Here is a 20,546-nt window from a genome sequence, read left to right on the forward strand (position 1 = left end):
TCCGGTTCGAATTCCGTTTCCGGTCCCCTGTTGGAGCGGGGCCCGCCGTAGAGCGGCAATTTTCACTGCCGCGCCTTCCGGCGTGTCCACTACTTTAGCGGATTTCCCTTGCGGCTCCTAATCGAGCCGATCGTCGTCATATTTCGGCGCACCGAAATAGATCCCGATCCGGGATGTCCTCGCAGTAGTGGTTGTCGCCGCCCAGTGGATACGCGCTCACAGCGCTGCTCCGTCTCAAGCGGCTCGCCTACGTTAGGCCCTCTTGACGCCGGAGTCAAGCACCGTCATGACACCCCCGCCGGTGCACCTCTCACGTCTCTGCGTCCCCGTGTCCTACGCGCGCTTGCTCCGGTCGCGCGGCACGTGTGCGCGGTAGGGGCTGACCGTCGGGTCGCCGTCCGCCCAGAAGCGCCAGGGGTGGGTCGCGCCCTCGCCGCCGACTCCGGTGCGCGGGCCGTTGCGGACGTCGTGCGCGGGGACGGGGTGGCCCTGGAGGACGGACAGGGGGGCGCCGGGGCCGGCGCAGATGTCGGTGCCGTTGAGTGTCCGGTCGACGTCGAGGGCGGTCGCGAGGCGGGCGGGGCCCTGGGCGAGCTCGCGGTCGCGGCGGGCCTTGGGGCGGCGGGCGCGGGCCAGGTCGGCGCCCTTGGTGATCTCGCCGCCGCGGAGCAGGACGCCGCTCGCGGTGCCTTCGGGGCCGCAGACGAGGTTCAGGCTGAACCACATTCCGTAGATGAAGTAGACATACGCGTGTCCGGGCGGCCCGAACATCGACGCGTTGCGCTCCGTGCGGCCGCGGTAGGCGTGGGAGCCGGGGTCGGATTGTCCGGCGTAGGCCTCGACCTCCGTGATGCGGAGCTCGATCGGCCCCTCGGGGGTCGTCCGGACGAGCGTGCGACCGAGGAGCTCGGGTGCGACCTCCAGTACGGGACGGTCGAAGAACTCTCGAGCCAGTGGCATACGGTCAGGCGCGGCGATCATGCCGGTCGAGCGTAGTGGAAGGGTCGGGGTTCGTCCCGGTCCCGGGGAGGTTGGAACAGCGATGGTGTTCAAGAAGCTCATGGCGAGCCTGGGCGCGGGCGGCGCGTCGGTCGAGACGGTGCTCTTCGAGGAGAACGTCGTCCCGGGCGGTGTGGTGCAGGGCGAGGTGCGTATTCAGGGCGGCTCGGTCCCGCAGCGCATCGAGGGGCTGTCGGTGGGGCTGCAGGCCCGTGTCGAGGTGGAGGGTGAGGACGGCGAGTACAAGCAGGACGTGGAGTTCACGCGCGTCCAGCTCGGCGGGGAGTTCGAGGTGCAGGCGGGGGCGGTGCACGTGGTGCCGTTCGGGCTGGAGATTCCCTGGGAGACGCCGATCACGATGTTCATGGGCCGGCACCTGACCGGGATGAGCGTGGGGGTGACGACGCACCTGGCGATCGCCCGCGCGGTGGACTCGGGCGACCTCGATCCGGTGAACGTGCACCCGATGCCGGCGCAGCAGGCGATTCTCGACGCGTTCGGCCGGCTCGGTTTCGCCTTCAAGTCGGCGGATCTGGAGCGTGGCCACATCAGCGGGACGCGGCAGCGGCTGCCGTTCTACCAGGAGATCGAGTTCCACGCTCCGGCGCAGTACCGGGGGCTGAACGAGGTCGAGCTGTCGTTCGTCGCCGACGATCGTCAGATGGATGTCGTTCTGGAGATGGACAAGAAGCCGGGGCTGTTCAGCTCGGGCAGCGACACGTACCGGTCGTTCACGGTCGATCTGCAGTCGTTCGGGGACACCGACTGGGCCGCTTATCTGAACCAGTGGCTCGCCGAGGTCGGCGGCCAGCGCAACTGGCTCTGAGCCGGACGGGCCGGGGTGCGGGTGGCGGCCCGTACCCCGGCCGCCGTGTGCCCGGCCGCAGAGGAGGACCCACTGGCGGGTGTCAGCCGAGGAGGACGGCCAGGGGTGATTCGGTGCCCGCCCAGTAGTCGGCGGCGTCGTGGAGGACGGCCAGGGCGGTGCGGGCGTCGTCCGGTGCCGAGGCGGCGAAGGCGTCCCAGTCCTCGGCGAGGAGCAGGTAGCCGCGGAACTTGCCGGATCCCCACCAGGACAGGTCGGTGAGGCAGTCGGCCAGGGCGTCCCAGTTGTGGCCGAACCACTGGGGGAATTCCAGGTCGGTCGCGCACCGGTCGAGGAAGGCGGCCTTGTCGTGGACGCCGGTGAGGCGGAGCCGGGATGCCCGCCAGTCGGCCTCGGCGGCGAGGGCCGGGACGTCCTCGGGGGCGTCGGCGGGGGGCAGGCGGTAGATGCCGGGGGGCGTGGATCCGTTGAGGAGTCCGGGGAGGCCGGGGGCGGGCAGGGGGCCGGTCATGGTTGCACCACCGCTTCGAAGGTCTGGTAGTGGTCGCCGGTGTAGTAGCGCTCGGCGTGGTCGCCGGTGATGATGCGTCGGGCGCCGCGGTTGCGGGCGCCGGGGGTGGGGACGGTGTACTCGTGGTAGTAGCCGCGGGCCTGGCGGGGCAGGCGGTTCTCGTAGTTGCCGAAGACGCTGCCGTCCTTGTCGTAGGGGAAGGGGCCTCCCTTGGCGATGAGTTCGAGGGTACGCCGGGCCTCGGGGGGCAGTCTGTCCTCGCGGACGGTCTTCATGCCCTTCGCCCAGGGCGGTGCGGTCGTCGTGGCGGTGGAGGCCGGTGCCTTCTCGGTCTTCTGACCGCCCGTCGAGCAGGCCGGCAGGAGCAGGATCGGCAGGGCGGCCAGGAGCACGGCCAGCGCCCGCATCACTCGGCCCGCGGGTCGTCGGTCCGCCGGCCGTTGGGCTTCCGGTCGTTGGGGTTCCGCCGGTCGTGATGCCTGGGGTGGCGGCCCCGGTCGTCCCGAGGGTCCGTTGTGGCGAATGTGGCGGATATGACGAATGTGGCGAAGTACATGAAGCACACTCCATATGGTCGCAGTCCGGTATCCGGATGTGTCCCGGTGGCCTCGTTAGGCTGGCGCTCCCACCCGTCCGCTCGTACTGGAGGTGTCCCAGTGTCAGACCAGAACAAACCGCCTCTCCCCCACGACTTCTTTCCTCCCATTCCGTCGTTCACGGTGGAGAGCGAGGACGTGGCGCCCGATGCCCGGCTGAAGGGCGATCAGGTGTACTCCGGCGGCAACACGTCACCGCACCTGCGCTGGGAGGGCTTCCCGGCGAACACGAAGAGCTTCGCCGTGACGTGCTTCGACCCGGACGCGCCGACCGGCAGCGGTTTCTGGCACTGGGTCCTGTTCGACATCCCGGCCGGCGTGACCGAGCTGCCCGCCGGTGCGGCGAGCGGTGACAAGACGGAACTGCCGGCGGGCGCGCTGCACGCGCGCAACGACTACGGCAGCAAGGACTTCGGCGGTGCCGCGCCGCCCCCCGGGGACGGGCCGCACCGGTATGTGTTCAACGTGTACGCGGTGGACCAGGAGAAGCTCGGCCCGGACGCGGACGCCTCTCCGGCCGTGGTGGGCTTCCACCTGCGGTTCCACTCGCTCGCGCGGGCGCAGCTGATCGGCGTGTACGAGGTTGCGGCCTCGGGCTGACGTCCGTACGCCCCGTCGGGCGCGCGCGAGCGACCGGAAATTCCGTTGCGCGCCCGCCGGTCCGGATCGCACAGTGGTGGTGCTTGGCTGGCGGCTTCGCATAGGGCCGTCGGGCAGCGGATACCGCAGTGGCGGGGGCGGCGGGGCGCAGGTGCGCCGGCCGTCTGCCGGAGGCCGGTTCTGCGCCGGGTGACCGCGTCCGCTGTCGTACGCTCCGGGCCCGTGCTGGATACGGGGGAAGGGCCCGGAGCGTTCCCCCCGGGGGATCGCGGCTACTTGAGCAGCATCTGCACGATCGCGACGACGCCGACCACGACGATGACGGCGCGCAGGGCGGTCGGCGGCAGGCGGCGGCCGACCTTGGCGCCTATCTGGCCGCCGACGGTGGATCCGGCGGCGATGAGCAGGACGGCGAGCCAGTCGATGTCGGCGACGAAGACGAAGAAGAGCGCGGCGACGCCGTTGACGATGACGCCCAGGACGTTCTTGAGGGCGTTGACGCGCTGGAGTTCGTCGTGGAGCAGTATGCCCATGAGGGCGAGGTACAGGACGCCCTGGGCGGCGCCGAAGTAGCCGCCGTAGGTGCTGGCGACCAGCAGGCCGATGAGCAGCGCGGGGCCGCCGTCGGTCGGGATCGCGGTTCCGTTGCGTTCGCGGCGGGCGGCGAGGGCGCGGGCGATCCGGGGCTGGAGGACGACCAGGACCAGGGCGAGGCCGATGAGGACGGGCACGATGGCGTCGAAGGCCTTCGACGGCAGGGCCAGGAGCAGTACCGCGCCGGTGAGCCCGCCGACGAGGGCGGTCAGGCCGAAGCGGACCATCCGCCGCTTCTGGCCGCGCAGTTCACGGCGGTAGCCGATCGCGCCGCTGATGTTGCCGGTGACGAGGCCCACGGTGTTGGAGACGTTGGCCGTGATCGGGGGCAGTCCGGTGGCGAGGAGCACCGGGAAGGTGAACAGGGTGCCGGAGCCGACGATGGTGTTGATGGTGCCGGCGCCGATGCCGGCCGCGAGGATCGCGAGAGCTTCCCAGATGGACAAAGCCATCTCCTTACGTCAGTGTGTCGCCTCCCCGCCGTCAGAGGTCGAGGGGCCACACTGATCATGCATCAGACGGGTCGCGTCGCGACAGGGAGGCGGGCGCCGGCCTCCTGGTCGATCGGGCTAGTCGATCGGGGGCTGCTCGCGGCGCGGGCGGGGGCTCTCCTTGGTGATCCTGGGGCCGCTGCCGCCGCCGGAGCCCATGGGGCCGAGGTTGCCGACGGCGCCGCTGAGGCCCTTGAGCGCGTCGCCGATCTCGCTGGGCACGATCCAGAGCTTGTTGGCGTCGCCCTCGGCGATCTTCGGGAGCATCTGGAGGTACTGGTAGGCGAGCAGCTTCTCGTCGGCGTCGCCGGCGTGGATGGACTCGAAGACCGTGCGGATCGCCTGGGCCTCGCCCTCGGCGCGCAGTGCGGCGGCGCGGGCCTCGCCCTCGGCGCGCAGGATGGCGGACTGCTTCTCGCCCTCGGCGGTGAGGATCTGGGACTGGCGGATGCCCTCGGCGGTGAGGATGGCGGCGCGCTTGTCCCGGTCGGCGCGCATCTGCTTCTCCATCGAGTCCTGGATGGAGGTCGGGGGCTCGATGGCCTTGAGCTCGACGCGGTTGACGCGGATGCCCCACTTGCCGGTGGCCTCGTCGAGGACTCCGCGCAGCGCGGCGTTGATCTCCTCGCGGGAGGTGAGGGTCCGCTCGAGGTCCATGCCGCCGATGATGTTGCGCAGGGTGGTGACGGTGAGCTGCTCGATGGCCTGGATGAAGCTGGAGACCTCGTACGTCGCCGCGCGGGCGTCGGTCACCTGGTAGTAGATGACGGTGTCGATGTTGACGACGAGGTTGTCCTGGGTGATCACCGGCTGCGGCGGGAACGGCACGACCTGCTCGCGGAGGTCGATGCGGTTGCGGATGGAGTCGATGAAGGGGACGACGATGTTCAGGCCCGCGTTGAGGGTGCGGGTGTAGCGGCCGAACCGTTCGACGATGGCGGCGCTGGCCTGCGGAATGACCTGAACCGTCTTCATGAGGGCGATGAAGACGAGCACCACCAGGATGATCAGGACGATGATGATCGGTTCCATCGTGGCTCCAGCTCCCCGTGCCTGTGTCGTTGCCTGTGTCGTTGGACTTGATCAGAGTCTTTCAGAACACGGTGCCGCCGTGCAGGCGTTGGCCGCAGGTCGTCCGTAAGGCACCGCTTCCACGGCCGGTCACATGACCACGGCCGTCGCGCCGTCGATCTCGACGACGTCGACCTGTTCCCCGACCGCGTGGACGCGGCCCGGGTCGAGGGCGCGGGCGGACCAGATCTCGCCGGCCAGCTTGATGCGGCCGCCGTTGCCGTCGACCTGTTCGAGGACGACGGCCTGGCGGCCCTTGAGGGCGTCGATGCCCGATTTCACCTCGGGGCGACGGGAGCGCTGCCGGTTGGCGAGCGGGCGTACGACGGCGATGAGGGCGACGGAGACGACGGCGAAGACCACGACCTGGGCCACCATGCCCCCGTGCAGGGCGGCGGTGACAGCGGCGGCCACGGCACCGACCGCGAACATGCCGAACTCCGGCATGGCGGTCACGACCAGCGGAATACCCAGCCCGACGGCGGCTACGAGCCACCAGACCCATGTGTCCACATGGTCATGGTAGGGGCGCGGGACGGCCGTCGGACAGGGCGCCGGGGCCGGCCGGCCCCGGCGGTGGTCCGTCAGGAGATCGGCAGGCCCTGGGCGGTCCACCGGTCGCCGCGGCGCTCGACGACCAGGGGGAGGCCGAAGCAGTGCGAGAGGTTGCGGGAGGTGAGCTCGAGCTCGATGGGGCCGGCGGCCAGCACCTTGCCCTGGCGAATCATCAGGACGTGGGTGAAGCCGGGGGCGATCTCCTCGACGTGGTGGGTGACCATGACCATCGAGGGGGCGAGGGGGTCGCGGGCGAGGCGGCCCAGGCGGCGGACGAGGTCCTCGCGGCCGCCGAGGTCGAGGCCGGCGGCGGGCTCGTCGAGCATGAGCAGCTCGGGGTCGGTCATCATCGCGCGGGCGATGAGGGTGCGCTTGCGCTCGCCCTCGGAGAGGGTGCCGAACTTGCGGTCGAGGTGGTCGGTCATGCCGAGCACGTCGAGGAAGGCGCGGGCGCGCTGCTCGTCGACCTCCTCGTAGTCCTCGTGCCAGGTGGCCGTCATGCCGTAGGCGGCGGTGAGCACGGTCTCCAGGACGGTCTGGGTGCGCGGCAGCTTGTCGGCGAGGGCGATGCCGGCCATGCCGATGCGCGGGCGCAGCTCGAAGACGTCGACGGCGCCGAGCTTCTCGCCGAGGATCCGGGCGGTGCCCTTGCTCGGGAAGAGATAGCTGGAGGCGACATTGAGGAGGGTGGTCTTGCCGGCGCCGTTGGGGCCGAGGATCACCCAGCGCTCGCCCTCCTTGACCGACCAGGAGACCTGGTCCACCAGAGCCCGGCCCTCGCGGACCACGGATACGTCCACCAGTTCCAGCACATCGCTCATGAGCGCGTTGTCTCCCATTGCAGTCGCGTCGTCGCTTGCGCCTGTCGGCGCAGTCCCCAAGGAAAACCTACGCCACCGGTCGCGGATGGCAGTCCCTAGGCTGGGGGGCATGCTCGATGAACCTCGCTCAGGACGGCTCACCGCATGGGGAAATGCCCTGCTTGCCGGATTTGCCTCCCCGGATGACGCGGCCCACCACATCACCGGACGTGACGCGGTCCACCGTGTCACCGGTCTGCCCGGCGAGTCCGGGCCCGTCGGCCTGACCCTGGCCCTGGGGCGGCTGCGCGCCCTCGGGGCGACGGGGCTGCGCCTCGCGCTGCCGGCGCCCGGACACCCGCTGGGGCTGAGCGGGCCCCCGGAGTTCAACGCGCGCGCCTTGGAGGCCGAGGAGGCCGTCGTCGCCTCGGGCGCGGCGCTGGGGCTCGTACCGGAGGTGTACGAGGCGGGGCCCGAGGGCGATGTGCACGTGGAGGTCGTCTGGCACTGCCTGCCCGTGCGGGAGGCGCCACCCGCGGACGTGCCGTCGCTGTCGGAGGCCGAGCGGGAGCTCGCCGAGGCGATGCGCGAGGCGATCGAGGTCCTCACCCGGCTGGACGTGGCCGGGTCCGGGCCGGTGGCACAGGCGGCGCTGGAGGCCTACCGGGCGCGGGCCGAGCGCGGGGGCGAGGTGCTGGCGCCCGGCTACCCGCCGCGCGCGGTACGGGTGCTGGAGCTCGCCCGGCGGGTGGGGGCGCTGATCTCCATCGCCTACCGGCCCGGCGACCGCGAGGGGCGTGAGCACGGCGGCGCGGTGAGCGCCTCGGAGATCGCGGCGCGGGCGGCCGCGCTGCGACCGGTGGAGCGCACGGCCCGGCGGGCCCAGGTGGCCGCGTACAACGCCATGGTGGAGGAGCGGGACCGGCGCCGGGGCTGAGGGAGCCGGATCCGGGCACGGGAAGGCCCCGTGGACCGCGCGGTCCACGGGGCCTTCCCGCTGTGCGCCCGTACGCCCCCTGGGGGGCGCGGAGCGTCAGGCCTTAGTGGCCGCCCTCGTGGTGGTTGTGGTGGTGACCACCGTCGTCGTGGTGACCACCGTCGTCGTGGTGACCACCGTCGTCGTGGTGCCCTCGGCCGCCGTGGTGCTGCTCGTGGTACTCCTCGTGGTAGTGGCCGTGGCTCTTGGTGTCGCCGTTGATGCAGGTGTTCCCGAAGGTCGGGTTGAGCAGGGCGATGATGTCGATCGTGTTGCCGCAGATGTTGATCGGGATGTCGATCGGGATCTGGATGACGTTGCCCGAGACGACACCCGGGGAGCCCTTCGCGACGCCCGAGGCCAGGGCCCCGTTGAAGCCGTCGTCGGCCAGAGCGGGCGCCACGGAGGCGCTGAGGGCGACGCCTGCGGCGGCCAGAGCGAGGGCGGCCTTCTTGGCACTGTTCATGAGGTGGTCTTCCTTTGAGACGACTGACCTTGCCGGCCCCAGCCATGGGGTCGTGCACTGATGAACGCCAGTGCGCCGCCGATGGCACGGCCATCGGCGGTTTTTGCCCTCGTTCGGCCGATTGATCACCACCCGGATGTCGGCTCCACCGGAGCGGAGCCGACGTTTCCGGCAGGGCGGGATCGCGCCGGTTACTGGTTGACGCAGGTGTTGCCGAGCGACGAGTTGAACAGGCCGACGACGCTGATCGTGTTGCCGCAGACGTTCACGGGGACGGAGACCGGCGCCTGGACGATGTTGCCGGAGACGACGCCCGGGTTGCCCTTGGACTCGGCGCTCGCGCCGTGCCCGCCGTGCGCGGAGGCGGCACCGGCGCCGGCCAGGGCGAGACCGCCGACGGCGAGGGTGACGGCAGCGGCCTTCTTCATGTTCTTCACTCTTTCTGTGACCTTCCTGGGAGTGTTTCCGAAGCGTCGCCACGGCCGGCTGCCGCGGTTACGCCATGGAAAACGGCCCTGGGCCATTCGGGTTGCGCCTGCGGGCGGGTTATCACACGACCGCATGAATCGCTGATCAGAACATGACGTTCAGCTACCGCTCGGTACGGCGTCGGCTCAGGCGCCTATCCCGTGGCGGACGGCCCACAGCGCCGCCTGGGTGCGGTCGGCGAGGTCGAGCTTCATCAGGATGTTCGACACGTGCGTCTTGACGGTCTTCTCCGACAGCACCAACGCTCGCGCGATCTCGCGGTTGGAGCGGCCGTCCGCGATCAGGGCGAGCACCTCGCGCTCCCGGTCGGTGAGCGCGCCGCCGCGCCCCTGGCCGCCGTTGCCGCCCTCGTCCTGGGAGAGCAGGGCGCCGGCCACCTCGGACTGGAGGAGCACATGCCCGGCGTGCACGGACCTGATGGCGCCGGCCAGGGCGTCGGGGTCCACGTCCTTGTAGACGTAGCCCGCGGCGCCGGCGCGCAGGGCGGGGACGACGGTCCGCTGCTCGGTGAAGCTGGTGACGATCAGAACCCGGGCGGGATTGCCGAGCTCGCGGAGCTTGCGCAGGGCCTCGATGCCGTCCATGCCCGGCATCTTCACGTCCATCAGAACGACGTCGGGCCGCAGCTCCTCGGCGCGCTCGACGCCCTCCGCGCCGTTCGCGGCCTCGCCCACCACCTCTATGTCGTCCTGGACCTCCAGGAACGTGCGCAGCCCGCGCCGGACGACCTGGTGGTCGTCGACCAGCAGCACCTTGATCACCTTGGCCTCAGCCACCGGGCACCTCCATCTCGATCGTGGTGCCCTTGCCGGGCTCCGAGTCCACGGTCAGCTTCCCGCCGACCCCGTCCGCGCGGTCGCGCATGGACACCAGGCCCAGGTGGCGGCCGGCCTGGCGGACGGCCGAGGGGTCGAAGCCCCGTCCGTCGTCGCGGACCCGCAGGGCGGCGCCGTGGCCCAGGCGGGTCAGGGTGACGTCGACGGCCGAGGCGCCGGAGTGGCGCAGGGCGTTGTGCAGCGCCTCCTGCGCCACGCGCAGGAGGGCCTCCTCCTGGGCGGCGGGCAGCGCCCGTACGCCCCGGGTGGCGAAGGTGACGTGGGCGCCGTGGGCCCGGTCCAGGACCTTGACGTGGGTGCGCAGGGTGGCGGCCAGCCCGTCCTCGTCGAGGCCGGCGGGGCGCAGCTCGACGACGGCGGCGCGCAGTTCGTCGGCGGCCTCGGCGGCCAGGCGGGCCACCTCGTGCAGCTCGCCCTTGGCGCGGGCGGGGTCGCGGTCGACGAGGGCGGCGGCGGCCTGGGCGGTCAGGCGCAGGGAGAAGAGCTTCTGGGAGACGGCGTCGTGGAGCTCGTGCGCGAGGCGGGCCCGCTCGCCGGCGATGGTCAGCTCGCGGCTGCGTTCGTAGAGCCGGGCGTTGGTGAGGGCTATGGCGGCGTGCTGGGCGAGGACGGCCAGGAGCTGTTCGTCGTCGGCGGTGAAGCCGCAGCCCGTGCGGCGGCCGCCGGTGGCGGTGTGCCGCTTCTTGTTGGCGAGGAAGAGGGCGCCGAGGATCTCCTCGCCGTCGGCGACGGGCATGCCGATGAAGTCGCTCATGTCGGGGTGGGCGTCGGGCCAGCCCTCGAAGCGGGGGTCCTGACGGACGTCGGCGAGGCGCTGGGGGGTGGCCTCCCGGAGCATCGCGGCGAGGATGCCGTGCTGGCGGGGCAGCGGGCCGATGGCCTTCCACTCCTCGTCGCTGACGCCGTCGACGACGAACTGGGCGAAGCCGCCGTGGTCGTCGGGCACGCCCAGGGCGGCGTACTCGGCGTCCAGCAGCTCGCGGGCGGAGACGACGATCGTCTTGAGGACGTCGCGTACTTCCAGGTGGCGGCTCATGGCGAGCAGTGCGGTGCTCACGGCCGTGAGGCCGGAGCGGGGGCCGTTGGTCATGGGATCACCGTATCCAGCGCCGCCGGGCGGGGGATCGGCCCGGCGGCGGCCGCGGCGGGCCGTGGGGCCTAGGGCGGTGGTCGGTGTTCCGTTCCGTCTTCGGGGGCACGACTGGCCGTGGGACGGCGGGGGAAGACTCCCGGCATGTCTATACCAATGCAGTGGACGCCCACCCACGGCGAGCCCTACCGGCCCGTTCCGTACCGGCCGGAGCGGATGCCCGCCGAGGAGTCCCTCGCCCGCGCCGCCGAGCTGCGGGAGCGGATGGGGCGGCGGCGGACGGTGCGGCAGTTCTCCGCCGATGCCGTGCCCGAGCAGGTGGTGAGGGACGCGATCGCCTGTGCCGCCACGGCGCCCTCCGGGGCGCATCAGCAGCCGTGGACGTTCGTCCTGGTCAAGGACCCCGAGGTGCGGCGGCGCATCCGGCGGGCGGCCGAGGAGGAGGAGCGGATCTCCTACGACGGGCGGCTGGGCGAGGAGTGGCTGGCGGCGCTGCGGCCGCTGGGCACGGACGAGGTCAAGCCGCACCTGACGGACGCGCCCGCGCTGATCGTGGTCTTCCAGCAGCGCTACTGGCTGGGCGAGGACGGCGGCAGGCGCAAGCACTACTACGTGGACGAGTCGGTCGGCATCGCGGTGGGGATGCTGCTGTCCGCGCTGCACCTGTCGGGGCTGGCCGCGCTGGTGCACACGCCGAGCCCGATGCGGTTCCTGTCGGAGGTGCTGGGGCGGCCGGCGAACGAGAAGGCGTTCGCGGTGATCCCGGTGGGGTATCCGGCGGGGGACTGCCGCGTGCCGGATCTGGTGCGCAAGACGCTGGAGCAGGTGCTGGTCGAGATCTGAGCGGCCGAGCAACGTTGCAGCGTTTTTGATCGCAAACGCTTCGTGCCTGCGCGCTCACATCGGGTGAGGGAGCGCTACCCCCGGTGTGAGCCCGCTCATGGGACGCAGGTCACGTACGAAGCGGCCTAGTGGAGGCCTAAAGCGGTCATAAGCATCGCCCCGAGCAGGGAGCGAGCCGTTTTTCCGGGCCCTTGGTCCCGACGCCCGCAACGAAGCGGGATAGTACGTCACACCTTTGCCACACCTTTTTGCAGCCGCTAAGAATTGCCCCCGTCGCACGGCGCCGTCGATCGAGACGCGGCGCTTACTTCGCGCCGATCCGGGCCTGATGCGACTCAAGCGACTGGAAGAGGTTCAGCTCAGCATGCGCTCCCCCATCTCCGGCTATTCCCGCCTGACCAAGGTTCACAAGTTCTCCGCCGCCGGCATCGCCGCGGCCGGTGCCGCCGCCCTGGTGTTCGCTGCCGTTCCCAGTGGCTCCGCCGACACCGAGAAGCCGGTCGCCGTGAAGCAGGTCGCCTGGAACACCTCCGCGTTCGGCGAGACCCAGCAGGCCGAGCTGACCAAGCAGTCGGACAACGCCGCCAAGCAGGCCAAGGCCGAGGCCGAGGCCAACAAGAAGAAGGCCGAGGCGGACGCCAAGGCGAAGGCCGACAAGGAGCGCGCCGAGAAGGAGGCCGCGAGCCGTTCCCAGGAGCGCAAGCCGGTCCAGGCCGCGCCCGCCGCTCCGGCTCCGGCCCCGGCCCCGAAGACCTACGCCAACAACCTTGACGGCTGGATCAAGGAGGCGATGGACATCATGAAGGCCAAGGGCATCCCCGGCTCGTACAACGGCATCTACCGCAACATCATGCGGGAGTCCACGGGCAACCCCAACGCCATCAACAACTGGGACTCCAACGCCGCCGCCGGCATCCCCTCCAAGGGCCTGCTCCAGGTGATCGACCCGACCTTCAAGGCGTACCACGTCGACGGCACCTCCTGGAACATCTACGACCCGGTCGCCAACATCACCGCCGCGTGCAACTACGCGTGGAAGGTCTACGGCTCCATGGACAACGTCAACTCGGCGTACTGAGCCGGCCCCGCCCCCCGGGGACGGAGAGCACATGCGCCGAAGGGCGGCACCCGCGACCGGGTGCCGCCCTTCGGCGTGTGTGCGTGAGGCCGTCTACTTGCGCATGACCTCGGGCTCGTGGCGGCGCAGCAGGCGGATGACCGCGAAGCCGCAGGCGATGCCGATCGCGAGGAGGGCGACCATGTCGAGGCCCCACGTCGCCGCGCTGTGCTCCCACAGCGGGTCGAGGTTCTTGGGGTCGCTCTTGTCCATCGGCGCCATGATGTGCGAGAGGTCCAGCGTGGTGCCGGCGCCGGCGATGGCCCAGCGGGCCGGCATCAGCCAGCCGACCTGCTCGACGCCGGGCGCGTCGTACAGCTTGAACAGGATGCCGGTGAACACGACCTGGACGATGGCGAACATGACCAGCAGCGGCATGGTCTTCTCGGCGGTCTTCACCAGGGAGGAGATGACCAGGCCGATCATCATGCAGGTGAAGCCCAGGCCGATGATCACGAGGCAGAGTTCGACGGCCGGCAGCGTCTTCAGGATGAGGCCCTCGTCCGGCAGCTTGCGGACCGAGAAGCCGATGGCGCAGGTGAGGACGCCCTGCACCACGGTGATGAAGCTGAGGACGATCACCTTGGACATCAGATACGCGGACCGGGACAGGCCGACGGCGCGTTCCCGTTCGTAGATGACCCGTTCCTTGATCAGCTCACGGACGGAGTTGGCGGCGCCGGAGAAGCACATGCCGACCGCGAGGATCAGCATGATCGTGCCGGCGTCCTGGTTGAAGTGGCCCTTGCTCGGCGCGCCGAGTCCGAAGTCGGACGGGATCAGGGCGCTCACGCCGCCGAGGACGGCGGGCAGGAGCAGCATCAGGGCGAGGAAGCCGCGGTCGGAGGCGATGACCGAGCTGTAGCGGCGCATCAGCGTCCACAGCTGGGAGCCCCAGCTCTGGGGCACCGACGGGCGGACCATCTGCGGCTGGACGTGCACGGACTGCGGGGCGACGGCGTCGATGTCGGCCGCGTACATCTGGTAGTGCTGCGAGCCCTTCCAGCGGCCCGACCAGTCGTAGTCGCGGTAGTTCTCGAAGGCCGAGAAGACGTCGGCCCAGGTCTCGTAGCCGAAGAAGTTGAGCGCCTCCTCCGGCGGGCCGAAGTAGGCGACCGAGCCGCCGGGGGCCATGACGAGCAGCTTGTCGCACAGGGCGAGCTCGGCGACGGAGTGGGTGACCACCAGGACCGTGCGGCCGTCGTCGGCCAGGCCGCGCAGCAGCTGCATGACGTCACGGTCCATGCCCGGGTCGAGGCCGGAGGTGGGCTCGTCCAGGAAGATCAGCGACGGCTTGGTCAGCAGCTCCAGGGCGACCGAGACGCGCTTGCGCTGGCCGCCGGAGAGGGCGGTGACCTTCTTGTCCTTGTGGATGTCGAGCTTGAGCTCGCGCAGCACCTCGTCGATGCGGGCCTCGCGCTCGGAGGCCGCGGTGTCGCCGGGGAATCGGAGCTTGGCGGCGTAGCGCAGCGCCTTCCGGACCGTGAGCTCCTTGTGCAGGATGTCGTCCTGCGGGACCAGACCGATGCGCTGGCGCAGCTCGGCGAACTGCTTGTACAGGTTTCGGTTGTCGTAGAGGACGTCACCCTGGTTGGCGGGCCGGTAGCCGGTGAGCGCCTTGAGGAGGGTGGACTTTCCGGAACCGGAGGGGCCGATGACGGCGATGAGCGACTTCTCGGGGACGCCGAAGGAGACGTCCTTGAGGATCTGCTTGCCGCCGTCGACCGTGACCGTCAGGTGGCGGGCGGAGAAGGAGACGTCACCGGTGTCGACGAACTCCTCGAGCCGGTCGCCGACCAGCCGGAAGGTCGAGTGACCGACACCGACGATGTCGTTGGGGCCGATGATCTGCTGGCGGACCGGCTGACCGTTGACGTAGGTGCCGTTGTGGCTGCCGAGGTCGACGATCTCGAAGCCGCCGGGGGTGGCCCGGAACTCGGCGTGGTGCCGGGAGACCTGGAGGTCGGAGACGACCAGCTCGTTGTCCAGGGCACGACCGATGCGCATCACGCGGCCGACGGCCATCTGGTGGAAGCTGGTCGGGCTGCGGTCGCCGTAGACGGGCGGGGCTCCCGCGGCGCCGCCGGCGGGCGGCTGCGCGGCCTGGGCCTGCTGCGGGACGTACGCCTGCTGCTGGGGCTGCTGCCAGCCCTGCTGCTGCGGGGGCTGCTGGTACTGCTGTCCGGGCCACCCCTGGCCGCCGGACGACTGGCCCGGCTGCTGGTACTGCTGCGGGGGGTGCTGTCCGTGCTGCTGCACGGGCGTGGCCATGGCGGTGTGCGCGCTGTACAGGTCGGCGGCCGGGGCCCCGGGAGCACCGGAGAAGTTCAGCCGCGGGCCGTCCGTCGCGTTGCCGAGGTGCACGGCGGAGCCGGGACCGATCTCGGTCTGACCGATCCGCTGCCCCTGCACGAAGGTGCCGTTGGTGCTGCCGTGGTCCTCGATGATCCAGCCGTGTCCGCCCCAGCGGACGGTGGCGTGCCGCCATGAGACCCGGGCGTCCTCCAGCACCAAGTCACCCTGCGGATCGCGTCCGAGGGTGTATGACCGGGACGGGTCCAATGCCCAGGTCTGTCCATTCAATTCCAGTACGAGTTCCGGCACTCCATGCCCCACTACTTGTCCCCCGATGAGCCCCCTGCACGGGGGAGTCTAGGGATGGCGAACATCGGGAGGAACTATTTCAGGCGCAGTCCCTCAACCGAAAGTCGGGAGTGACGCGACCGTGTACCGGCCCTGTAACAGGCGCCGTTGACCGATGCGAAACACGCCCTGACAGTAGTAACCGCCCATGGATGCGATGGATACGCACGGATCATGAACATCCGGGGCATCTGGTATGGACCGGGGGGCCGTGATGACCATGACCGGTGGCAGCCGCGCGGCGCGGGGCGCGGATCTGCTCCTGACCGCGATCGCCGCGGTGAGCTGGGCGTTCCTCGCGATGGCCGGAGTGGCGGCGCTGGGGCTGCATCTGCTGGGGGCGGACGCCGCCGGTTCCCTGGGCCCGATGACGGCCGCCGTGGTGGTCCTGGCGGTCGGCGGATCGGTCACCCCCTCGGGCTCGGTCGAAGCATTCGGCCTGACGGGCGCGGGGGCGCACACCACTATCGACATCGCGCCATTGGGCGTCGCGCTGGTGGGGGCGCTGCTGCTCGGCTGGGTCTTCGCCCGGTCGCTGCGCGCCCTGGGCCCGAGCGTGGGCGGCGCGGAGCTGGCGACCCGGGCGGGGGCGGTCGTCGTCCTTTTCCTCCTCATTCTGGGCGCCCTCGCCTGGGCGGGCTCCTCCACCGTCACCTTCGACGGGGGCGCGCTGGGCCTGCCGGGCGCGTCCGGCGGCGGGCCCGGCGGCGGGCCGGGCCTGGAGATTCCCGGCCTCGGCGACATCGGGGACATCGGCGGCGGTCTCACCGACCGCCTGCGGGACCTCGCCGACGCCAAGGCCTCCGTCGGCTTCTCCGTCCGCACCGGCCCCTCGCTGCTGGGCGGGCTGGCGTGGGTGCTGGGTGTGCTGCTGATCACATTGCTCTCGGCCCGCCGGACCCCGCTGCCGCGCGGCTGGGAGGCGCTGCACCGCGGCGTCCGCCCGGCGGCCTCGGCGCTGCGGGCGGTGCTGCTGCTGGCGGTCGTGGCGGGGCTGGCGGCCGCGGTGGCCGCCGCCTCGGGTGACGGCCACCCCGGCCGGGTGGCCGGCGCCGCACTGCTCGGGGCGCCCAACGGGGTGTGGCTGGGGGTGCCGCTGGGGCTGTTCGTGCCCCTGCGGGGGATGGCGAGCGGGTCGCTGCTGCAGATGCTGCCCCACCCCCTGGACGACCTGCTGCGGATGCGGACCGGGCAGGACGTCTCGGTGGCCCGCCTCGCCGAGCTCGAGCAGGGCGTGTGGCTGCTGCCCATGGGGTGCGGGCTGCTGATGCTGGCGGCCGGGGTGCTCACGGCGGCCCGTACGCCCCGGGGCGCCGCGGGCGCGGTGGGCTTCTCCGCGCGGTGCGGTCTGGCGCTGGGCGCGGTCACCGCGGTGGCGCTGCCGCTGCTGGTGCTGGCGACGCGGGTGAAGGCGGACGCGAGTCTGTCGGTGCTGGGCATCGACGCGATGGGGGCCGGTCTGGAGCTGAGCGGGAGCGTGCCGGCGGCCGCGGCGCTGGGCGCGGTGTGGGGGTTCGTGGCGGGGGTGGCCGGGGGGCTGCTGGCGTACGCGACGGGGGCGGCGGGCCGCAGGGCGGCACCGCTCGCGCGCCCAGCGGTGGCCGCCGGGGGTGGCGCGTACCCCGATCCGGCGTACCTGCCGGGGCCGTACAACCCGTCGTCGGGCTACCGGCCCGCGCGGCCGGAGACCAATCCCTACCTGCGGCAGCCGGGGGACGACCCGTACAGCGCACCCACCCAGACGAGCCGCTCGCCGCTGCGTCCTCCGCCCCGCCCGCCCCGGCAGCCGGGCTACCGCTACGGGTCCTCGCCCGTGCCGCCGCCGGACGAGCCGCCTCCGCCACGGGGGCGCGGATAGGGGTCGGGCAGGGGCAGGGCCGTCCGCCGACCGGGACACCTGTGCGGATCCGGCGCGGGGACGGATACGGTAGGAAGCACCATGAGCGCATCGCAGACCTCGCCTGCCACCGCCGTCACCGGCGAAGACGACCCGACCCTGCTCGTCAAGATCTTCGGTAAGGACCGGCCGGGCATCACCGCCGGGCTGTTCGACACCCTCGCCGCCTACGCCGTGGACGTCATAGACATCGAGCAGGTCGTCACGCGGGGCCGGATCACCCTGTGCGCGCTGGTCACCGCCCCCTCGGGGGGCGCGTCGACCGAGGGTTCGCTGCGGGCGACCGTGCACAGCTGGGCGGAGTCGATGCGCCTGCAGACCGAGATCATCTCCGGCCGGGGCGACAACCGCCCCCGTGGCACCGGCCGTTCGCATGTCACCGTGCTCGGCCACCCCCTCACCGCCGAGTCGACGGCCGCCATCGCCGCCGCCATCACCGACACCGGCGGCAACATCGACCGTATCTTCCGCCTCGCCAAGTACCCCGTCACGGCCGTGGAGTTCGCGGTCTCGGGCACGGACACGGAGAAGCTGCGCACCGCGCTGGCCATCGAATCGGCGGCGCTGGGCGTGGACGTGGCGGTCGTGGCGGCCGGCCTGCAGCGCCGGGCGCAGCGGCTGGTGGTGATGGACGTGGACTCCACGCTCATCCAGGACGAGGTCATCGAGCTGTTCGCGGCCCACGCGGGCTGTGAGGCGGAGGTGGCCGAGGTGACCGCGCGGGCGATGCGCGGCGAACTGGACTTCGAGCAGTCCCTGCACGCGCGGGTGGCGCTGCTGGCGGGGCTGGACGCGTCGGTGGTGGAGAAGGTGCGGGCCGAGGTGCGGCTCACGCCGGGCGCCCGCACCCTGATCAAGACCCTCAAGCGGCTGGGCTTCCAGGTCGGGGTGGTCTCCGGCGGTTTCACCCAGGTCACCGACGACCTGCGGGAGCGGCTGGGCCTGGACTTCGCCTCCGCCAACACGCTGGAGATCGTCGACGGGAAGCTGACCGGCCGGGTCACCGGGGAGATCGTGGACCGGGCGGGCAAGGCCCGGCTGCTGCGCCGCTTCGCGGCCGAGGCCGGGGTGCCGCTGTCCCAGACGGTGGCGGTCGGGGACGGCGCCAACGACCTCGACATGCTCAACGCGGCGGGTCTGGGCGTGGCGTTCAACGCCAAGCCCGTGGTCCGCGAGGCCGCGCACACGGCGGTGAACGTGCCGTTCCTGGACACGGTGCTCTATCTGCTGGGCGTCACCCGGGAAGAGGTCGAGGCGGCCAACACCCACGAGTGAGGCCGCCCGCCCCAGTGGCCGCCCCAACGGCCGGCGCGTCGGTCAGGCGTGCGGGGACCAGAAGGCGATCAGCCGGCCCACGCCGTGCTCGACGTCCTTCCAGGAGCCGCTGAAGGTGAGCACCGCGATCGCGGCGGTGGGGAAGCCGGAACGGTTCATCCGGGCCAGCAGGTCGCCCTCCGACTCGCCGGCCAGGGCGTCGGCCAGGCCGTGCATGCCGGGGTTGTGACCGATGAGCACCAGGTCGTTCACCTCGTCGGAGACCTCGTTGAGCAGCGCGATCAGCTCGCCGAGGGAGGCTTCGTACATCCGGTCCTCGTAGACCGTCCGCGGGCGCTCCGGCAGCTCATGGACGGCGAGCTTCCAGGTCTCGCGGGTGCGCGCGGAGGTGGAGCACATGGCCAGGCCGGGAGCGATGCCGGACCCGGCGAGCCAGCGGCCGGCGACGGGGGCGTCCTTGCGGCCGCGCTCGGCGAGGGGGCGTTCGTGGTCGTCGCCGTCGGACCATTCGGCCTTGGCGTGCCGGAGGATGACAATCCTGCGGGTGTCGGAGGAGCTCATGTCGTCCAGCTTCGCACGAAACCCATGGCGAGGCGCGGGGTGTTGACAGGCTTGACCCCGCCGGGTGGCGCCCCGGCGCACGACGCTCACGGCGCCCAGTGCCCGGCGGAGTACTCGACGAACCTCACCACGCGCGCCAGCGTGCTCCCGCCCGGCTCGGTGCCGCCGGCCGCGGCGGCGGGCGTGGACAGTAGGGAGAAGAGGGCCACGAACGCGAGGGCGGGAAGCAGCAGGGCCCACCACGGCAGCCTGGTCTGCGGTCCGGGCCGTGCGCTGGCGGGAACGGGAAGCTGCCTGCCGGCGGACATGGGGATCGCCTCCGAGGGTCGGTGCACCGCCGCGTCGCGGTGTACTACGAACCTACGGAGAGCGAGGGCCGGCGCCCATCCGGCAACCCACCCACTCCTCCCTGACCCTGACCCCCTAGGGGATGGTGGGGCTGGCCCCACCATCCCCTAGGGGCGGCACGATCCGGAGGCCCGGCTCGGGGAGAGGCGACTCCCCCGGCTCAGGGGCAGGCGACGCCCCGGCTCAGGAGCAGGCGACGCCCCGGCTCAGGGGGAGGCGATCGTCGCGATGACGGCGATGACGACGGTGATGCCGAGCATCGCGCCGAGGATGGTCAGCAGGGCCTTCTGGCCGTTCTTGGGGTTCTCGTCGAGTACGGGCATGGGACACAGTCTCCCACCCCGCTCCCGGCGGCCGTCAGCCGGGCGTATGGGTCACCCACGCCTTGCGGACCTCCAGCCAGCAGCGCTGGGTGAGGGTGACATGGCCGGCCGGGCCGACCGTGACCGGGGCGGTGTCCATGGCCGGATCCCACCACCGGGCGCACATCACGTGCAGCTGGACGCGGTCGGGTCGGGAGTCGCCGTTGAAGCAGTCGGACCGGGCGTGGGAGCCCAGCACCCGGGTGTGGCACTCCGCCTCGCGCCGCGGCTCCGGCGCGCGGGAGGCGTGCCCTCCGTGCCCGGCGGCCGTCGCCTGGGCACCGGACAGGGCGGCGGTCGCCAGGAGCAGCGCCGCCGCGCCGCATATCGGGAAGCGCATCGCCTGCCACCTCCTCCCTGCCCCCAGTGTGCGGGCGCGGGCCGCCGCGCACGACCCGGGGAACGCGCGATGCCCGCCCCGGCGGGTGCCGGGACGGGCATCACGAACGCGCTGCGAGCGTCAGGCGCCCATCATGTGCACGCCGCCGACCGTTTCCGCACGCCGCCCTCGCACTGATCGGCCCCTGGGGGCCTCACAGGCTTCGGACGGCTGCGCCGGACTCCGTCCGGCGAGTGGGGTGCTAGGCGCCCATCATGTGT

The 20,546-nt window shown here is 71.7% G+C and carries 23 protein-coding genes; 7 read left to right on the top strand and 16 right to left on the bottom strand.

Annotation, left to right across the window (positions count from 1 at the left end; translation table 11 throughout):
• Window positions 1–333: 333 nt before the first annotated feature.
• A complete protein-coding gene (locus AB4K12_RS30975) occupies window positions 334–981 on the bottom strand; it encodes a DNA-3-methyladenine glycosylase (RefSeq protein WP_368438103.1) in 648 nt (215 codons plus the stop codon).
• Window positions 982–1,042: 61 nt separating this feature from the next.
• On the opposite strand from AB4K12_RS30975, the gene AB4K12_RS30980 reads away from it, so the two are divergent.
• Entirely contained in the window at window positions 1,043–1,825 is a 783-nt protein-coding gene (locus tag AB4K12_RS30980) for a sporulation protein (protein WP_086573294.1), read from the top strand.
• Window positions 1,826–1,907: 82 nt separating this feature from the next.
• Here the strand turns inward: AB4K12_RS30980 and AB4K12_RS30985 are convergent, their stop codons facing one another.
• Window positions 1,908–2,336 carry a barstar family protein gene (locus AB4K12_RS30985; protein WP_368438104.1) on the bottom strand — a complete coding sequence of 143 codons (429 nt, stop codon included), beginning with the start codon at window positions 2,334–2,336 and terminating at the stop codon, window positions 1,908–1,910.
• On the bottom strand, window positions 2,333–2,743 hold the full coding sequence (locus AB4K12_RS30990) for a ribonuclease domain-containing protein (protein WP_207247157.1): 411 nt from the start codon (window positions 2,741–2,743) through the stop codon (window positions 2,333–2,335). Before AB4K12_RS30990 ends, AB4K12_RS30985 begins: the two co-directional genes overlap by 4 nt.
• 249 nt (window positions 2,744–2,992) lie before the next feature.
• On the opposite strand from AB4K12_RS30990, the gene AB4K12_RS30995 reads away from it, so the two are divergent.
• On the top strand, window positions 2,993–3,532 hold the full coding sequence (locus AB4K12_RS30995; protein WP_368438106.1) for a YbhB/YbcL family Raf kinase inhibitor-like protein: 540 nt from the start codon (window positions 2,993–2,995) through the stop codon (window positions 3,530–3,532).
• 272 nt (window positions 3,533–3,804) lie between these two features.
• Here the strand turns inward: AB4K12_RS30995 and AB4K12_RS31000 are convergent, their stop codons facing one another.
• The 4 genes from AB4K12_RS31000 to AB4K12_RS31015 form a co-directional block, all read right to left on the bottom strand.
• On the bottom strand, window positions 3,805–4,572 hold the full coding sequence (locus AB4K12_RS31000) for a sulfite exporter TauE/SafE family protein (RefSeq protein ID WP_368438108.1): 768 nt from the start codon (window positions 4,570–4,572) through the stop codon (window positions 3,805–3,807).
• Window positions 4,573–4,695: 123 nt separating this feature from the next.
• Complete coding sequence (locus AB4K12_RS31005; RefSeq protein WP_368438110.1) at window positions 4,696–5,649, bottom strand: SPFH domain-containing protein; 954 nt, start codon at window positions 5,647–5,649, stop codon at window positions 4,696–4,698.
• Between the two features lie 129 nt (window positions 5,650–5,778).
• Complete coding sequence (locus AB4K12_RS31010) at window positions 5,779–6,201, bottom strand: NfeD family protein (RefSeq protein WP_242705073.1); 423 nt, start codon at window positions 6,199–6,201, stop codon at window positions 5,779–5,781.
• Between the two features lie 71 nt (window positions 6,202–6,272).
• Window positions 6,273–7,082: an ABC transporter ATP-binding protein gene (locus AB4K12_RS31015; protein WP_362263337.1), complete on the bottom strand. Its 810-nt coding sequence runs from the start codon at window positions 7,080–7,082 to the stop codon at window positions 6,273–6,275.
• Between the two features lie 91 nt (window positions 7,083–7,173).
• On the opposite strand from AB4K12_RS31015, the gene AB4K12_RS31020 reads away from it, so the two are divergent.
• The gene (locus AB4K12_RS31020; protein ID WP_368438112.1) at window positions 7,174–7,980 is read left to right on the top strand and encodes a hypothetical protein; all 807 of its coding nucleotides are present in this window, start codon (window positions 7,174–7,176) and stop codon (window positions 7,978–7,980) included.
• Window positions 7,981–8,083: 103 nt separating this feature from the next.
• Here AB4K12_RS31020 and AB4K12_RS31025 read toward each other — a convergent pair whose 3' ends face one another.
• The 4 genes from AB4K12_RS31025 to AB4K12_RS31040 all read right to left on the bottom strand — a co-directional run bounded on the left by AB4K12_RS31025 (window position 8,084) and on the right by AB4K12_RS31040 (window position 10,900).
• Window positions 8,084–8,485 carry a chaplin gene (locus AB4K12_RS31025; protein WP_368438114.1) on the bottom strand — a complete coding sequence of 134 codons (402 nt, stop codon included), beginning with the start codon at window positions 8,483–8,485 and terminating at the stop codon, window positions 8,084–8,086.
• Window positions 8,486–8,676: 191 nt separating this feature from the next.
• Entirely contained in the window at window positions 8,677–8,922 is a 246-nt protein-coding gene (locus AB4K12_RS31030) for a chaplin (protein ID WP_362263329.1), read from the bottom strand.
• 177 nt (window positions 8,923–9,099) lie between these two features.
• On the bottom strand, window positions 9,100–9,750 hold the full coding sequence (locus tag AB4K12_RS31035; RefSeq protein WP_368438116.1) for a response regulator: 651 nt from the start codon (window positions 9,748–9,750) through the stop codon (window positions 9,100–9,102).
• Window positions 9,743–10,900: a GAF domain-containing sensor histidine kinase gene (locus AB4K12_RS31040; protein WP_368438118.1), complete on the bottom strand. Its 1,158-nt coding sequence runs from the start codon at window positions 10,898–10,900 to the stop codon at window positions 9,743–9,745. The genes AB4K12_RS31035 and AB4K12_RS31040 overlap by 8 nt, the downstream gene beginning before the upstream one ends.
• Before the next feature lie 144 nt (window positions 10,901–11,044).
• On the opposite strand from AB4K12_RS31040, the gene AB4K12_RS31045 reads away from it, so the two are divergent.
• A complete protein-coding gene (locus AB4K12_RS31045; protein WP_368438120.1) occupies window positions 11,045–11,743 on the top strand; it encodes a nitroreductase family protein in 699 nt (232 codons plus the stop codon).
• Between the two features lie 364 nt (window positions 11,744–12,107).
• On the top strand, window positions 12,108–12,821 hold the full coding sequence (locus tag AB4K12_RS31050; RefSeq protein ID WP_086570710.1) for a transglycosylase SLT domain-containing protein: 714 nt from the start codon (window positions 12,108–12,110) through the stop codon (window positions 12,819–12,821).
• Window positions 12,822–12,914: 93 nt separating this feature from the next.
• Here the strand turns inward: AB4K12_RS31050 and AB4K12_RS31055 are convergent, their stop codons facing one another.
• Window positions 12,915–15,476: an FHA domain-containing protein gene (locus tag AB4K12_RS31055; protein ID WP_368438123.1), complete on the bottom strand. Its 2,562-nt coding sequence runs from the start codon at window positions 15,474–15,476 to the stop codon at window positions 12,915–12,917.
• A gap of 241 nt (window positions 15,477–15,717) precedes the next feature.
• Here AB4K12_RS31055 and AB4K12_RS31060 point away from each other — a divergent pair, with 241 nt between their 5' ends.
• Complete coding sequence (locus AB4K12_RS31060) at window positions 15,718–17,361, top strand: streptophobe family protein (RefSeq protein WP_368438125.1); 1,644 nt, start codon at window positions 15,718–15,720, stop codon at window positions 17,359–17,361.
• An 81-nt stretch (window positions 17,362–17,442) separates the two neighbouring features.
• Complete coding sequence (serB, locus tag AB4K12_RS31065; RefSeq protein WP_362260528.1) at window positions 17,443–18,675, top strand: phosphoserine phosphatase SerB; 1,233 nt, start codon at window positions 17,443–17,445, stop codon at window positions 18,673–18,675.
• A gap of 42 nt (window positions 18,676–18,717) precedes the next feature.
• On the opposite strand, the gene AB4K12_RS31070 is transcribed toward serB, so the two are convergent.
• The 4 genes from AB4K12_RS31070 to AB4K12_RS31085 all read right to left on the bottom strand — a co-directional run bounded on the left by AB4K12_RS31070 (window position 18,718) and on the right by AB4K12_RS31085 (window position 20,286).
• The gene (locus tag AB4K12_RS31070) at window positions 18,718–19,236 is read right to left on the bottom strand and encodes a histidine phosphatase family protein (RefSeq protein WP_368438127.1); all 519 of its coding nucleotides are present in this window, start codon (window positions 19,234–19,236) and stop codon (window positions 18,718–18,720) included.
• A gap of 86 nt (window positions 19,237–19,322) precedes the next feature.
• Entirely contained in the window at window positions 19,323–19,544 is a 222-nt protein-coding gene (locus AB4K12_RS31075; RefSeq protein WP_368438129.1) for a hypothetical protein, read from the bottom strand.
• A 246-nt stretch (window positions 19,545–19,790) separates the two neighbouring features.
• Window positions 19,791–19,907: an SGM_5486 family transporter-associated protein gene (locus AB4K12_RS31080; protein ID WP_278186248.1), complete on the bottom strand. Its 117-nt coding sequence runs from the start codon at window positions 19,905–19,907 to the stop codon at window positions 19,791–19,793.
• Window positions 19,908–19,941: 34 nt separating this feature from the next.
• Window positions 19,942–20,286, bottom strand: coding sequence for a hypothetical protein (locus tag AB4K12_RS31085; protein ID WP_086573880.1), 345 nt, complete (start codon window positions 20,284–20,286; stop codon window positions 19,942–19,944).
• Between the last annotated feature and the right edge of the window lie 260 nt (window positions 20,287–20,546).

Source organism: Streptomyces sp. C36 (genome assembly GCF_040932295.1).
GTDB classification, from domain to species: domain Bacteria; phylum Actinomycetota; class Actinomycetes; order Streptomycetales; family Streptomycetaceae; genus Streptomyces; species Streptomyces triculaminicus.